This window comes from Priestia megaterium, from assembly GCF_046599315.1.
Classification (GTDB): domain Bacteria; phylum Bacillota; class Bacilli; order Bacillales; family Bacillaceae_H; genus Priestia; species Priestia megaterium_F.
Genome location: NZ_JBKIKC010000002.1, coordinates 444,325 through 458,307 on the forward strand (window position 1 = coordinate 444,325; position 13,983 = coordinate 458,307).

At 39.0% G+C, this 13,983-nt stretch carries 16 protein-coding genes; 3 read left to right on the forward strand and 13 right to left on the reverse strand.

Annotation, left to right across the window (positions count from 1 at the left end):
- Positions 1-4: 4 nt before the first annotated feature.
- From mgsA to ACLHDF_RS09625, 3 genes are read right to left on the reverse strand one after another with little or no spacing between them, the layout of a single operon-like run.
- Positions 5-403, reverse strand: a complete 399-nt coding sequence (mgsA, locus tag ACLHDF_RS09615; RefSeq protein ID WP_013056092.1) for a methylglyoxal synthase — start codon at positions 401-403, stop codon at positions 5-7.
- 12 nt (positions 404-415) lie between these two features.
- A complete protein-coding gene (dapB, locus tag ACLHDF_RS09620) occupies positions 416-1,216 on the reverse strand; it encodes a 4-hydroxy-tetrahydrodipicolinate reductase (protein WP_413918640.1) in 801 nt (266 codons plus the stop codon).
- 13 nt (positions 1,217-1,229) lie between these two features.
- A complete protein-coding gene (locus ACLHDF_RS09625) occupies positions 1,230-1,559 on the reverse strand; it encodes a nucleotide pyrophosphohydrolase (protein WP_013056090.1) in 330 nt (109 codons plus the stop codon).
- Positions 1,560-1,858: 299 nt separating this feature from the next.
- Between ACLHDF_RS09625 and ACLHDF_RS09630 the strand changes: the two genes are divergently transcribed.
- Positions 1,859-2,725 carry a YitT family protein gene (locus ACLHDF_RS09630; protein ID WP_413918641.1) on the forward strand — a complete coding sequence of 289 codons (867 nt, stop codon included), beginning with the start codon at positions 1,859-1,861 and terminating at the stop codon, positions 2,723-2,725.
- Between the two features lie 28 nt (positions 2,726-2,753).
- Here ACLHDF_RS09630 and ACLHDF_RS09635 read toward each other — a convergent pair whose 3' ends face one another.
- The 4 genes from ACLHDF_RS09635 to ACLHDF_RS09650 all read right to left on the reverse strand — a co-directional run bounded on the left by ACLHDF_RS09635 (position 2,754) and on the right by ACLHDF_RS09650 (position 5,984).
- On the reverse strand, positions 2,754-3,431 hold the full coding sequence (locus tag ACLHDF_RS09635) for a zinc metallopeptidase (protein ID WP_095379851.1): 678 nt from the start codon (positions 3,429-3,431) through the stop codon (positions 2,754-2,756).
- Between the two features lie 64 nt (positions 3,432-3,495).
- Positions 3,496-4,272: a sporulation protein YpjB gene (locus ACLHDF_RS09640; protein WP_413918642.1), complete on the reverse strand. Its 777-nt coding sequence runs from the start codon at positions 4,270-4,272 to the stop codon at positions 3,496-3,498.
- A gap of 84 nt (positions 4,273-4,356) precedes the next feature.
- A complete protein-coding gene (locus ACLHDF_RS09645; protein ID WP_413918643.1) occupies positions 4,357-5,265 on the reverse strand; it encodes a CAP domain-containing protein in 909 nt (302 codons plus the stop codon).
- Between the two features lie 299 nt (positions 5,266-5,564).
- Complete coding sequence (locus ACLHDF_RS09650; RefSeq protein ID WP_413918644.1) at positions 5,565-5,984, reverse strand: CBS domain-containing protein; 420 nt, start codon at positions 5,982-5,984, stop codon at positions 5,565-5,567.
- 185 nt (positions 5,985-6,169) lie between these two features.
- Here ACLHDF_RS09650 and ACLHDF_RS09655 point away from each other — a divergent pair, with 185 nt between their 5' ends.
- A complete protein-coding gene (locus tag ACLHDF_RS09655; protein WP_413918645.1) occupies positions 6,170-6,529 on the forward strand; it encodes a YugN family protein in 360 nt (119 codons plus the stop codon).
- Positions 6,530-6,565: 36 nt separating this feature from the next.
- On the opposite strand, the gene ctaG is transcribed toward ACLHDF_RS09655, so the two are convergent.
- The 6 genes from ctaG to cyoE form a co-directional block, all read right to left on the reverse strand.
- Positions 6,566-7,504: a cytochrome c oxidase assembly factor CtaG gene (gene ctaG / locus ACLHDF_RS09660; RefSeq protein WP_413918646.1), complete on the reverse strand. Its 939-nt coding sequence runs from the start codon at positions 7,502-7,504 to the stop codon at positions 6,566-6,568.
- Positions 7,505-7,561: 57 nt separating this feature from the next.
- Positions 7,562-7,894, reverse strand: a complete 333-nt coding sequence (gene ctaF, locus ACLHDF_RS09665) for a cytochrome c oxidase subunit IVB (RefSeq protein ID WP_413918647.1) — start codon at positions 7,892-7,894, stop codon at positions 7,562-7,564.
- A 4-nt stretch (positions 7,895-7,898) separates the two neighbouring features.
- Positions 7,899-8,519: a cytochrome c oxidase subunit III gene (gene ctaE / locus ACLHDF_RS09670; protein ID WP_013056081.1), complete on the reverse strand. Its 621-nt coding sequence runs from the start codon at positions 8,517-8,519 to the stop codon at positions 7,899-7,901.
- Positions 8,519-10,384 carry a cytochrome c oxidase subunit I gene (gene ctaD / locus ACLHDF_RS09675; RefSeq protein WP_413918648.1) on the reverse strand — a complete coding sequence of 622 codons (1,866 nt, stop codon included), beginning with the start codon at positions 10,382-10,384 and terminating at the stop codon, positions 8,519-8,521. The genes ctaE and ctaD overlap by 1 nt, the downstream gene beginning before the upstream one ends.
- Before the next feature lie 34 nt (positions 10,385-10,418).
- Positions 10,419-11,474 carry a cytochrome c oxidase subunit II gene (gene coxB, locus ACLHDF_RS09680; protein WP_413918649.1) on the reverse strand — a complete coding sequence of 352 codons (1,056 nt, stop codon included), beginning with the start codon at positions 11,472-11,474 and terminating at the stop codon, positions 10,419-10,421.
- A 137-nt stretch (positions 11,475-11,611) separates the two neighbouring features.
- Positions 11,612-12,550, reverse strand: coding sequence for a heme o synthase (cyoE, locus tag ACLHDF_RS09685; protein WP_413918650.1), 939 nt, complete (start codon positions 12,548-12,550; stop codon positions 11,612-11,614).
- 504 nt (positions 12,551-13,054) lie between these two features.
- On the opposite strand from cyoE, the gene ACLHDF_RS09690 reads away from it, so the two are divergent.
- The gene (locus ACLHDF_RS09690; protein WP_413918651.1) at positions 13,055-13,957 is read left to right on the forward strand and encodes a COX15/CtaA family protein; all 903 of its coding nucleotides are present in this window, start codon (positions 13,055-13,057) and stop codon (positions 13,955-13,957) included.
- Positions 13,958-13,983: the final 26 nt, after the last annotated feature.

The window sequence follows — 13,983 nt, forward strand, 5'->3', positions numbered from 1 at the left end:
CACCCTATTTTTTTATAATTGAACGCCAATGCAAATCGCCTCGTTCAAGTCCATGAATTAAGATCTCTGCTGTTCCCATATTCGTTGCAAGAGGAACCGCATATACGTCACATAGACGCATCAGAGCTGAAATATCAGGTTCATGGGGCTGAGCTGTTAACGGGTCGCGGAAAAAAATAACCATATCCATTTCGTTTTGGGCAATTAAAGCCCCTATCTCCTGATCTCCTCCAAGCGGTCCCGATTGAAAGCGGTGAACCTTCAAACCTGTTGCTTCTGAAATACGCGTTCCGGTTGTGCCCGTTGCGAACAGCGAATGTTCCTGTAAAATCGCTTGATAAGCTGTTGTAAATTGAACCATATCATTTTTCTTTTTATCATGCGCAATTAAGGCGATTTTCATTTTTCTCGCTCCTTAGTCAATAATATTTTCTAAACCATATACAAGTGTGTCTACTTTCATAACTGTATCAACAGCTAACTTCACACCTGACATAAAAGAAGCACGGTTGTATGAATCATGACGGATTTTTAATGTTTGTCCAAATCCTCCGAACATCACTTCTTGGTGAGCAATCAGTCCTGGCAGGCGTACGCTATGTAGACGGATGCCTTCATAATCTGCCCCGCGCGCACCTTCTAGTAATTCTTTTTCCTCAGGATGGCCTTGTTTTTTTGCTTCACGAACTTCACTGATCAGCTCCGCTGTTTTTAACCCTGTTCCTGATGGTGCATCTAACTTTTGATCGTGATGCATTTCAATAATCTCTACATCATCAAAGTATTTAGCTGCCATTTGTGAAAACTTCATCATTAAAATAGCGCCAATGGCGAAATTAGGTGCAATGATACAGCCAAGCTCCTTCTCTTCAGCAAGCTCCTTTAATTCTTTTAAATCTTCTTCCGAAAATCCAGTTGTTCCTACAACAGGTCTTACTCCATATGTTAAGGCTGTTTTAGTATGAACGCGTCCAATTTCAGGTGTTGTCAAATCAACTAGAACATCTGCCTTAACGTCTTGAAAACATTTTTCAATGTCCGTGTAGATTGGCGCTTGTAAATTTGGCATTCCTTCAATATCACTTATGTATTTTCCTTCATTGATACGATCCACCGCTGCTACTAATTCAAAATGCTCTGTCTCTTCTATTAACAATACAGCTTCTTTTCCCATACGACCTCTTGGTCCTGCAAGTACAATTCGAATTTTGTCCATTCTTTTTCTCTCCTTAGTCTTCTTTTTTCGTCCAGCGATCTTTGTCACGCGTATTAAATTTATTCATAACGCGATCATGTGCTTCTTGTAAATCAATATTTAATGAATTTGCAAAGCAAATTAATACAAATAAAATGTCGCCCATTTCTTCTTCGACCGTACGTTCCGCTTCAGTCGTTTTCTTCGGCTTTTCACCATAATAGTGGTTAATTTCGCGTGATAATTCGCCCACTTCTTCTGACATGCGCGCAAGCATGGCGAGAGGACTAAAATATCCTTCTTTAAATTGACTAATATATGCATCAACTTCTTGCTGCATTTGCTCCATCGTTTTTTTTGACATCGTTTTATTTCACCTCTTTTAGACGTACACTCAGCTTACTATTATAACATCTTTACTTCAAATTATTTAGTGTAATTACTTCTTCTTACCAAGCCTTTTCACAATATCCCTCACGTTTCCCTTAATTCTCAAAAAGCTGTCTATATTTTACGAATTGAGGATACTACTAATACATAGCACTAGACGAAACGCCATCACTTTTTACTATTTTCAAAAATCTTTTCAATAGTTATTTACGAAATGAAATATATTCCTTTATGATAAGGTAGTGCAAAAACGGCCATAGGAGGTTTGTGAGTATGAAAAGTCTCAGATTAAAGAATATTGTTTTTATACTGCTTGGTGCTGCCATATTTGCTTTCGGACTTGTTAATTTTAACATGCAAAACAATTTAGCTGAAGGTGGATTCACAGGCATAACCCTGCTTTTATTCTTCTTATTTAACATTGATCCCTCTTATTCTAACTTAGTGTTAAATATTCCTTTGTTTTTTGTAGGGTGGAAACTATTAGGAAGAACAGCATTTATTTATACCATGCTCGGAGTCGTTAGCTTATCACTATTTTTATGGGTATTCCAGCGCTTCCCAGTGAATATGCCTTTGCGTCATGATATGACTCTAGCAGCTCTCTTTGCTGGTGTTTTTATTGGAGTCGGACTTGGTATTATTTTTAGGTTTGGAGGAACAACGGGAGGAGTCGATATTATCGCACGCGTTGTTCAAAAATACATCGGGTGGAACATGGGAAAAACGATGTTTCTTTTCGACTTTGTTGTAATTAGTGCATCTCTCATTTATTTATCCTACCGAGAAGCTATGTACACGCTTGTTGCAGTCTTTGTCGCTGCACGCGTTATTGATTTTATGCAAGACGGTGCATATGCCGCTAAAGGAGCAACTATCATTTCGAATCATAACGAAGCCATATCGGATAAAATTATGAAAGAAATGGACCGAGGCGTGACAATTTTAAAGGGGCAAGGTTCTTTTTCCAAGCAAGATACCAACGTGCTATACTGCGTTGTAAGTAAAAATGAAATTTTCCGTTTAAAGCAAGTTATTACTTCTGTAGATCCACACGCATTCGTTGCGGTTTCAGATGTTCATGATGTCTTGGGCGAAGGATTTACCCTTGATGAAAATAAAAAGCCGCTTGAAAGATAAAAAAATACCGCTAATGCGGTATTTTTTATTAATCGTCGTTATTCATTCCTGTATAAATCATGATTAAACGAACCAGCTCAAGAACTGCTACCGCTGCGGCTGCTACATATGTTAAAGCCGCTGCGTTAAGCACTTTTCGCGTTTCGCGCTCTTCGTCATTTCGAATTGCACCGACTGAGACGATTTGCGTCATCGCTCGGCTTGATGCATTAAATTCAACAGGCAGTGTTACAAGTTGGAACACCACGGCTGCTGCCATGAAGATAATTCCAAGTAAGAGTAAACCACTAGCTTGTGCGATAATCCCAATCATAATTAAGATCCATGACACGTTAGACCCTAGACTTGCCACCGGCACAAGAGAGTGGCGAAGACGTAAAAACGAGTAGTTTTCTTTGTCTTGAATCGCGTGTCCCACTTCGTGAGCTGCAACGGCAGCCCCTGCCACAGACGTTCCGTAATAGTTGTCTTCTGATAAACGAATTACTTTTGAGCGAGGATCGTAGTGATCGGATAAAAATCCGCCTACAGGCTCTACATGAACGTTATACAACCCGTTTTCATCCAAAATTTTCCGTGCTACCTCTGCACCTGTCATTCCTGATGAGTTGCTTACTTTTGAGTATTTTTTGTAAGCACTTCTCACTTTAAACTGCGCCCAAATTGGCACAAGGATAATGATGAGAAAATAAATCAAAAAGCTCATTTACCCACACCTTTCATTATGTGTTTGACTACTCTTTTATTTTAGACAATTCTGCGCTTTTCCGTCAATCATTACGCCCTCTAGCCGACTTTCTTTTCCGATCAGCAAAATATTTTCGTGCTCCTACATAAAAAAGAGTAGCGATAATAATACTTCCAGTGGTAATTGTAACCCAAATAAAAGACGGGTCCGTATGATTTTCTTTTACTTGTTCAAAAAAATCTTTTAAATTTTGTTCCATTTGATTAAACTGATCATCGTTAATTTCACTTAGCGTTCCTTCACTTTGTAAAAAGTGAACGTCCGCGCTCACACGCTGTACGTAAGGAGACGACACGTCTACCTGTGCGCTTGGCAAGATCATATCATATTCTTTTAGAAATTGCTTAAGCTGTGCTTCGTAAGCCGCTTGTTCTCCTTTTACCGCTTCATTTCGCATCTCTTTAAATGTTGCAAGCATGCTGCCTTCGAGTTCAGTCCACATAGGCTGGTGCTTACTGTGCAGCGCATCGACTAATAATCGAAATTGAGTAGCTTTTTGAAGTCGTTCTTCATCACTGGAATCAGAAGATAAAAGAGACCTTTCTACCTGTTCATAACAAAGAGTTAAAATACGGATATCTTCGGCCGATACGCCTAAAGAAGCTGTATTGAGACTAGTAAATTCATTCGAAAAATTTCTGAACAAATGTTGGGCTGCTTTATACTCCTTTTGCTCTACAAGCGATAGCGTTTGATCAGATAAGTTATCAAGCTTCTTCCACTGCCCTTCACCTGCATGTACAGTAGTCGTATATGCAAAGAAAAGTACGAGCAATATTCCTACTATTCTTCCTTTCATTCTCGTCCCTCCTCTAACCTCTACTAAAACTTATGAGAAAGAGGACAAGAGTAGACCTATTTTCAAAAGGAAGTTTTGAACTCACTATTCATTCATCGGAGTGATAAAGTTTTGCGTATAATATTTCTCGTATACGCCTACACCAAGACGCGTAAACTCTTTATTGAGTAAAGCCTTACGATGTCCTTCGCTATTAAGCCACCCTTCAACCGCAGCGATTCCATCTTGATAGTTCGAGGCAATATTTTCTCCCGCAATCCGGTATACTACATCGCCTTTTTGCAGACGGTTGCCTAAATCACCTTGTGCTGGTGAAACGTGAGAGAAATAGTTTAAGTCACTCATTTCTTTGCTGTGTAAATAGGCCACTCCAGCAGTGGCTTCGTCCCAAACTAAAGGCGATAGCTGAAATCGGTCTCGAATTACATTTGTAATATCGATAATCTGCTGCTCTTCTCCTTCTTGGATACTTTTCCACTCTTCCGCTGTTAATGACGGAGCTGTAGGAAGCTCACCGCGATAAACAATTTCGTACGGACGCTGTTTTAATAGCGTGTCCATGTCCATAATTCGAATACTTGAGATTGTGTTAAGAAACTGATCGAAATATAGTTGAACGTATACATTTCCATATTTAATAATTGGGCGCATTTTCATATCCTCTTCACTCAGACGAAATCGGTATTCATTTCCGTCTTTTTGAAGCGTGAGTTCAGGTGAAAGTGAAACGTTTTTTTCTACTTCTTCTCGCTTCTCACCGATCTCAAAAGGATCTGTATTTGTTTTTGCACCAATGACATATACAGATACAACTTGATTATTTTCCACTCCTACCTGCGCATACGTTTGACGATTCTTTTTATAAATCCACCAGTCATAGCCATATGCAGAAGAATCAATACGATCCGGCTCTCCAAGCATTCCAATTAACTGTTCTGAATGATCTCCGATGAGCCTCATCATATTTTCGCTTTGTTTTTCAAAAGAAGCCACTTCTTGTGTCGGCTGACTTTTGGAATCCGTTTGGTTTTGCTCAATTTTTTGACCTGTTAGATATTTTTCTAGCTGAGGTAAATAATCCTCTGCGTATACAAATGCTACTATTAATACGAGAATAAAAATAACTTTTTTCAGTTTTTCTTCCTCTCCTTACACCTGTTTTCTTTACCTGTTTAACTTATTTTTATCTCTATTATACATGCATTCAAAAAAAAATAGCTATTGGTATGAAGGAAACAAAAGAAAAAGCCAACTATTTACGAATACACTGCAAACAGTTGACCTTTCGCTTTTTAATGCGTATGTTCTGAAATGTCTGAGAGCGCTTCTCCTGCACTTTCATTAGCATAGCGAAACGTTGATAAATCACCTAGCGATACAATCCCTACTAGCTTTTGATTTTCTACAACGGGAAGACGACGGATTTGATGTTGAGCCATAAGCTTAGAAGCTTCTTCTACAGAGGCTTCAGCTGTAATAGTGATAAGCTCCTCACTCATAACATCCGTTACCTTACTTGAATTTGGCTTCTTTTCTGCAATGCCTTTTATAACTAAATCTCGATCCGTAATCATTCCTACTAGCTGATCCCTATCGACAATTGGAATTGCGCCTACATTCCATTTCTTCATTTTTACTGCCACTTCATATACGTTATCAAGCGTGGTGCATGTTTCCGTATCAGTTGTCATCACATCTTGTACAGTTTTCATTGTTTTATCCTCCTTCACTTATTGTACTCGCTTTATAGTGTGACCAACTTTTTAGTAAACTTTCGTATTTAAAACGTTTAAATAAAAATAGATAACGTTTACATTTTTCCTTATTATATATTGCAAGTTTTATCCATTCGGCTTATGATTTAATTGGGGTATATTTGTTTTGGGAGGGAGTTCATATGAAATTTGAGTATGCAAAGTTTGATTCATTAAAGGTTGATTTAGATTTATTAGATGAGATTATGCATCAGTTTGGTCTGGTTCGCGCTGGACAATGGGATTATGAACGCGTCACGTATGATCGAAAATTCGAGTTTCAGCGAGATACCTTCTATTTACGAGTCCAAGGACATGCTATTTCAGGCGATGTAGGGGGTAGGCATGCTGTTATTCACCTTATGACACCTCTATTAGGCAAACATTATTATCCTCACGGTGTGGAATATGGAGACGGTGAATACTTCCCGCCATCCCTTGTAGAACAGTGTGAAAAGATATTGGCACAAGTCAAATCACAGCTTGAAACCGTTCAGCTATAGAAGTAGAAAAAGCGCAGTAATCACACTGCGCTTTTTTTAATTCAAAGGAGGAGTAGATGGGATTTCCTTTGATTTTATATCTTGAGGTTCACTAAAATCAGGCATGTACGTTTCTTTCTCTCTTTCTTTTCGAGCCCACTGAAAAAAAATAAAGCCTAAAACTGTTCCATACACAATTTCTTGAATAATTTTCATAATAACGCCGCCTAGCTGCTGATCTTCCACAGGCGGTAGCGTATTAAACATTTCGGGAGCGAGCTGCCCCAAACTTGCAATCATAGAAGGCGGTACACAAAGAGAAAGAGCTTGTACCCAAGCGCTCGAGTCTGTATACGTCGCATATAAAGAATGGTTTGCAAAAATAATTAACGCGCACGCTGGGGTAAGAAGTACGCCGTCTGCAAAAATGTATCCTAGCTTTTTCAAAGAACTTAGCGTTTGTTCTTCTTCTAGCTGATTAACGAGTGGCCACCACATACAAAATGCAGCAACAAATAATACAATACTCACAATTCCGTGGAGAGTCATATCCGTTTTAATAAAATCAAAAAGCAAAGGGATATGATACAAGGAGAATAACCCATTAAATAATAGTAGAGCAATTAAAGGCTTTGTAAAAAATTCAAAAACAGGTTTAACCCCTTTTAAATAAATAACAGAACGAGCTAACCACGGCGGAATTCCTAAAATAAAAAGCGGAGGAATCACCAAGTAAACGATGGCCATTTGCGTCATATGAGCACTAAACATAAAATGCCCTAGTAAATCTACAGGTCCTCCTTTACAAATATATAAAAGAACCATGCTGATGACAAAATACGCTTTGGTTTTTCTGCTTACGGCCTCCGCACCTATAAAATTCCCTCTCCATCTACCAATAATGAAAAAATATAAGACGGTCACGAGACAAATGGTTAAAAAATAGTAAGGGCTCCAAAGTGCTTCAAAACCAAACATCTGCAAATTGTTAATCAACGTCTATTCCTCCTTCTACAGATGATGAAAAGGACTGGCACATGCCAGCCCTTTTCTTTACCACCAAATGATGGTTACAAAAGCTAAAATGGTTATAAGAGCTACCAATACGCCCGAATACAAGAAAAATGCTGGTATGGTATGTCCTTTATGGTTCATATGCATGAAATAATAAAGTTGAAAGATGACTTGAACAACCGCCAAGAGCACAATCACCGGCATAATGTACCATCCGCTAAACTCTTGATAAACCGCAAAAAAAGCAATTAGTGTTAAAAACAACATCATCGCAAAAGAGATAACTTGCATCTTCATATCTTCTGCGTTTCTTTTCTTACGGTACTCTAAATTGAGCCTTGGGTTATCTGAGTTTGATTGATTTGTCGTCATCAGCTTATCCCACCATTCCCATTAAATATACAACCGTAAAAATAAAGACCCAAACCACATCGATAAAGTGCCAGTATAAACTTGCTACATAATATTTTGGGGCGTTATATAAGTTTAGTCCCCGCTTAGCATTTCGAATCATCAAAGAACCAATCCAAAGTAATCCGAACGTTACGTGAGCCCCGTGGGTCCCAACCAGCGCGTAGAAAGAAGAACCGAATGCGCTGCTTGTAAACGTATGCCCTTCATGAACATAATGCCTAAATTCATAAATTTCTAACCCTAGAAAAGCTAAACCTAAAAGCCACGTAACACCTAGCCATAGCTGCATCTTTTTAAATTCAAAATTTTTCATATGATACATAGCATATACGCTTGTGAGCGAACTTGTTAATAAGATCATGGTGGCTGCAAATACAAGCTTAATATCAAATAATTCTTCTGGCTTAGGCCCCGACATGGTTGAGTTACGCAAAGCTAAATAAGTAGCAAAAAGGGAAGCAAACAAAACCGTCTCTCCGCCTAAAAAGAGCCAAAAGCCAGTAAATTTATTTTTCCCTTCAAGCGTTGCTTTTTCAGGCGAAGCAGGGAAAGTTTCAGCAGTTAGCTTTTGTTCAGTCTCCATTACATCTTCGCCTCCTTATCATCATCAATTAAATCTTCTTTATGAATATGAAACCCGTGATCATCAATCCATGAACGGAAGAACATCGATAAAAACATGACAACCATTCCGATAATCCCTACGACATCTCCCCACGCATGGTCATTTCGGTACAAAAAACCAATTCCTGCAATAAACATTCCAAGCGATATCATAAATGGAATGAACGATGAGTTTGGCATATGAATATCACCAAGAGGTTCTGCCGGCGTCATTTCTTTGTTTCCTGCCATTTTTTCAATCCAATATGCATCTAATCCGCGTACAAGCGGCGTTTGTTTAAAGTTATACTCTGGAGGTGGAGATGAAATAGCCCATTCTAATGTACGTCCGTCTCCCCAAGGGTCTCCTCCTACCTTTTGTCCTTTAGCAGTTGTTTTTATAATATTAACAAGTAAAATGAGCGTAGCAACCGCCATGAAAGCAGCTCCTGATGAACTAATTGCATTTCCAAGGTCGAGACCTTGATTAGGCAAGAACGTCCATACGCGGCGAGGCATCCCCATTAAGCCCAGGAAATGCTGAATAAAGAACGTTAAGTGAAAACCAATCAAAAAGAGCCAGAACGTTGCTTTGCTTAACTTTTCATCTAACATCTTCCCAAACATTTTTGGCCACCAGTATGTGACCCCTGCTAAAATAGCATATACGACACCACCTACGATAACGTAATGAAAGTGGGCAACGATAAAATAAGAATCTTGAAATTGATAATCTGCAGGTGCTACAGCCGCCATAACTCCAGTTACTCCCCCAATAACAAATGAGGGAATAAAAGCGACAGCGTACAACATTGGAGACGTAAATTCAATACTTCCTCCCCAAATGGTAAACAACCAGTTGAAAATTTTAATTCCAGTTGGAACGGCGATAGCCATCGTAGCGACAGCAAAAATGGCATTTGCAATCGGACCAAGTCCGGTTGTAAACATGTGGTGAGCCCACACCATGAACCCTAAAAATCCGATTAATACGGTAGCAAAAACCATCGACGAGTATCCGAATAATCTCTTTCTTGAGAAAGTAGGTAATATTTCTGAGAAAACACCAAATGCTGGAAGAATTAAAATATATACTTCGGGATGACCGAATATCCAGAAAAGATGTTCCCAGATAATGGTGTTTCCACCCATTGTGGCGTCAAAAAAGTTTCCCCCGAACAAGCGGTCAAAAATCATTAAAAACAATCCAACCGTCAGTGCTGGAAACGCAAACAAAATGAGAGCTGATGCAACAAATGTCGTCCACGTAAACAGCGGCATACGCATATAAGTCATACCTGGCGCCCTCATGTTAATAATGGTCACGAGAAAGTTGATACCTGAAATCAATGTCCCGGCCCCGGAAATTTGCAACCCTATCGCATAAAAATCAATTCCGTGACTAGGCGACGCAATGGACAACGAGGCATATGATGTCCAACCCGCATCGGGTGCTCCTCCTAAAAACCAGCTTAGATTTAAAAAGATTCCCCCAAAGGCAAACAACCAAAAACCTAACAAATTTAAAAATGGAAATGCTACATCTCGAGCCCCAATTTGCAGCGGAACCACTGCATTCATCATCGCAAAAAGAAGCGGCATGGCAGCTAAGAAAATCATCGTTGTTCCATGCATGGTTAAAATTTCGTTATACGTTCCTGCACTAACAAAGTCATTGCTTGGTATAGCCAGCTGAATACGTATAAATAGCGCTTCCACTCCTCCCACTAGAAAAAAGATACCGCCGGCAATTAAATAGAGAATGGCGATTTTCTTATGGTCAACCGTTGTCATAAAGTCCCAAATTATTCCACCTACACCCTTCTTTTGACTGAGTGTACTCATCGCTAAACCTCCCCTTTTACAAACGACTGGACGTTTATTTTTCTTTTAAACTCATTAAATAGTCTGCTAGCTCATTCACTTGTTCATCTGTTAAGTCAGGATATGTACCACTCATCTTATTACCCGGCTTAACTTTTTCAGGGTCTTTTAACCACTTCTTGATATTATCCTTGTTGTGAGGAAGCACCCCAGCTACTCGCTCACGTTCAGAAAAACCAGCTAAGTTTGGCGCTTGACGAGCTTGCTCTGGGCGATTGTCTTTGACATCAACAGCATGACATCCGATACAGCTTTCATTAAAAACCTCTTGCCCAGCTTTTGCCGATGCTGTTTCTACATCAGGCTTTGCCTTTTTCAAATCTTTTGCCCACGTATCAAATTCATCGCTTGATACAGCCCGTACTTTAAAGTCCATGAGAGAATGAGATGGACCGCAAAGCTCGGCACATTTTCCATAGAAAACTCCGTTAGCTTCCTTGGATTTTTCGGAATCAAACACTAGCCAGAATTTATTATCATTTTCTGTGTTAGCATCGAGCTTTCCTCCAACTGAAGGAATCCAGAATGAGTGCTTGACGTCAGAAGCTTTAATATTAAAGTAGACTTTTTTATCCGTTGGAACAACTAGATCTTGCGATGTAATAATTTTTTGATTAGGATACTCAAATTCCCACCAGTACAGGTTAGCACGCACATTTACTACGACAGCATCTTTGTCCTTCATTCCCTTTACATCTGCTAGCTTAAATGTTGAGATGACCGTCGGAACAGTCAAAATAATTAGCAGCAAAATAGGAATCACTGTCCATATAATTTCTAACTTTCTGCTTCCCTCTACTTGCTTTGGAATCACATTTTCTTCGCCTTTACGACGACGAAAGCGCAGAATAACAAATATAAAGATAACGGTGACAACAACAATAACCAAAACCATGATGGCTGTACTAAGCAGCATAAGCGAATATTGTTCTTCAGCTACCTCACCTGCAGGCTTAAGTGTTGATAAAAACGGTTTTCCACAGGCCGATAACACGAATGCAAGCAGCGTAAATAACGACAAAACACGAAAGTTCAATCGCCATTTTTTCATACCATTCCCCAACCTCTCTTTCATTGACGTGATTTCATCTATGCCCTCTTGAGCATAAAACTTATTCCTTCTATAATGAATTCTACATGTAGAAGAAATCCCCCTTGTACAGTGCCGCATTCAGTGAAAGATTTTATCTAGGCAAAAAGCGTTGCGACAATCATTGAGACAAATAAAACAGTTAAATAGTTTAGTGAGTAGACAAACATCATGCTAGCCCACTTTGTGTCTTCTTGTTTATTGTATTGAGCAAATCCTAAAAATAGCCATCCTATGTTCAAAACAGTAGCCAAAATTAGAAACGGAGTACCTAATTCGTATAAATAAAGAGGTAGCGGCAACAAACAAGCAATCCAAATGAGAATCTGTCGTTTTGTAAGCTCAAAACCGTGTACAACAGGCAACATAGGGATTCCGGCTGCCCGGTATTCTTCACATCTTCGCATAGCAAGAGCGAGAAAATGAGGCGGCTGCCAAATAAACATGATTAAAAATAACACCCAAGCCACTACGTGTAAATTAGGATCGATAGCGGCCCATCCAATTAAAGGGGGGACGGCGCCTGATATACTTCCGATTACTGTATTAATTGTGTATAGTCTTTTGGACCACATGGTGTAAAGAACTACATATGTAAGTATTCCTGCTAATCCGATGAGAGCGGCTACCGAAGAAACAATTAGTAGCATAAGCAAGCCGGTTAATGTAAAACCGATGCCAATCCCAAGGACCGTCAAAGGCATAAAACTTCCTGTCACTGTAGGTCGTCCCTTTGTTCGCTCCATTAGTGGGTCAATGTCACGGTCTATGTAATTATTCAAGCTGCATGAACCGGCGATGATAAAGGAAGAACCTATTAAAGTAAAAAATGCTTTATCCAGGTTTTCTAAGAAGTGTTGTTCGTTGAAGAAAAGAGCTAGCCAAAAACCAGTAAAGGTAGTGATAAAATTTGAGTTGACTATGCCAATTTTAATCGTAGCTAAAAAATCTGACCAAATGGAACTATTTTCGCTTACATGAGCTGTGTTAGGCGATGCAGAAAGCGTTGAATCTTCCACCATTTTTGAATCTTCCATGGCGCTTCCTCCTTTACTCATCCACAGACTTTTATCTATTAAATAAAGAGTCTATAAATGAAGGCGTTTTCAACATATTTTTACAAAAATCTCCTCTTTGTTCACAAAGAAGTCATATTCCTCTCACCCAAACTACTTAAAAGCTTCACATATAAACGATAAAATAGTAGAGAAATATCTATTTCTCATGTTTATTAAACCATATTTTGCCGTTACTTTGTGAAGAATTCATGAAAAAAATATGGATTTTTTTTGTCATAAGCTAAATGCATGTCCCTGTCACTTGTTAAAAGATATTTCCGCAATTAAAATATTTTTCTGTACGGTACCTTTTACATATCTGCAGAGTCAAACTCATGAACAAACCTTACACTTTCTACCATTATAACAAATTCAATCAAGTTTATGGAGAATAAATGAAATTTATGTTTAATATACAAAAAGATTAAGATAAATTGTTTAGCTCGTTATATTACTTACTTTGTTTTTAGGATGGTGATTATTGTGCGACTTGGCTTAAAAATTTTATCCATTGTGACAAGCATGGCCATGTTACTTATTCTACTTGGCGGTGCCCTTGTTACGAAAACTGGTTCAGCAGACGGATGCGGAGATTCTTGGCCTCTGTGTAACGGGCAGCTCATTCCTGACCCTTTAACATTTGAAACGATTGTTGAACTAAGCCACCGCTTGGTTTCTGGCTTGTCAGGCTTTCTTGTGCTCGCTTTATGCGTATGGGCATGGGTTTCACTAGGACATATAAGAGAAGTTAGACCTTTAGCGTTTATCTCTTTTTTCTTCCTAGTACTGCAAGCATTAATTGGGGCAGCAGCCGTTATGTGGGGGCAATCAGATGCAGTGCTAGCTCTTCATTTTGGTATCTCTCTTATTTCATTTGCTTCTGTGCTGTTATTAACACTTATTATCTTTGAGGTAGATCAAAAGCTCGATGCAACTAACATACAGCTAGGCTCTAAAATGAAAAAACATATTTATGGGGTTATCTTGTACACGTATGCCGTCGTTTATACAGGCGCACTTGTTCGCCATAAAGAAGCTAACTTAGCTTGTCCAGACGTTCCATTTTGTTCAAACGTAAACGGCTGGCTACCTGTTGATTTAAATCAGTGGATTCAAATGGGACATCGATTCGCTGCTGCTTTAACGTTTGTATGGATTTTAGCTGCATTTATCCATGCAGTTAAACATTATCGTCACCAGAAAAATATTTTTTACGGATGGTTAGCTGCTCTCATTCTAGTTATTTTCCAGGCGATTTCCGGTATGCTTGTTGTTGTCACACGTTTGCAGCTAGAGCTCGCGCTTGCCCATTCTTTAATTATTTCTTTCCTATTCGGTGTATTAAGTTATTTAACATTACTTGTAACACGTCATACACATGATTAATCAAAAAAGGTACGAGCTCAGAGCCC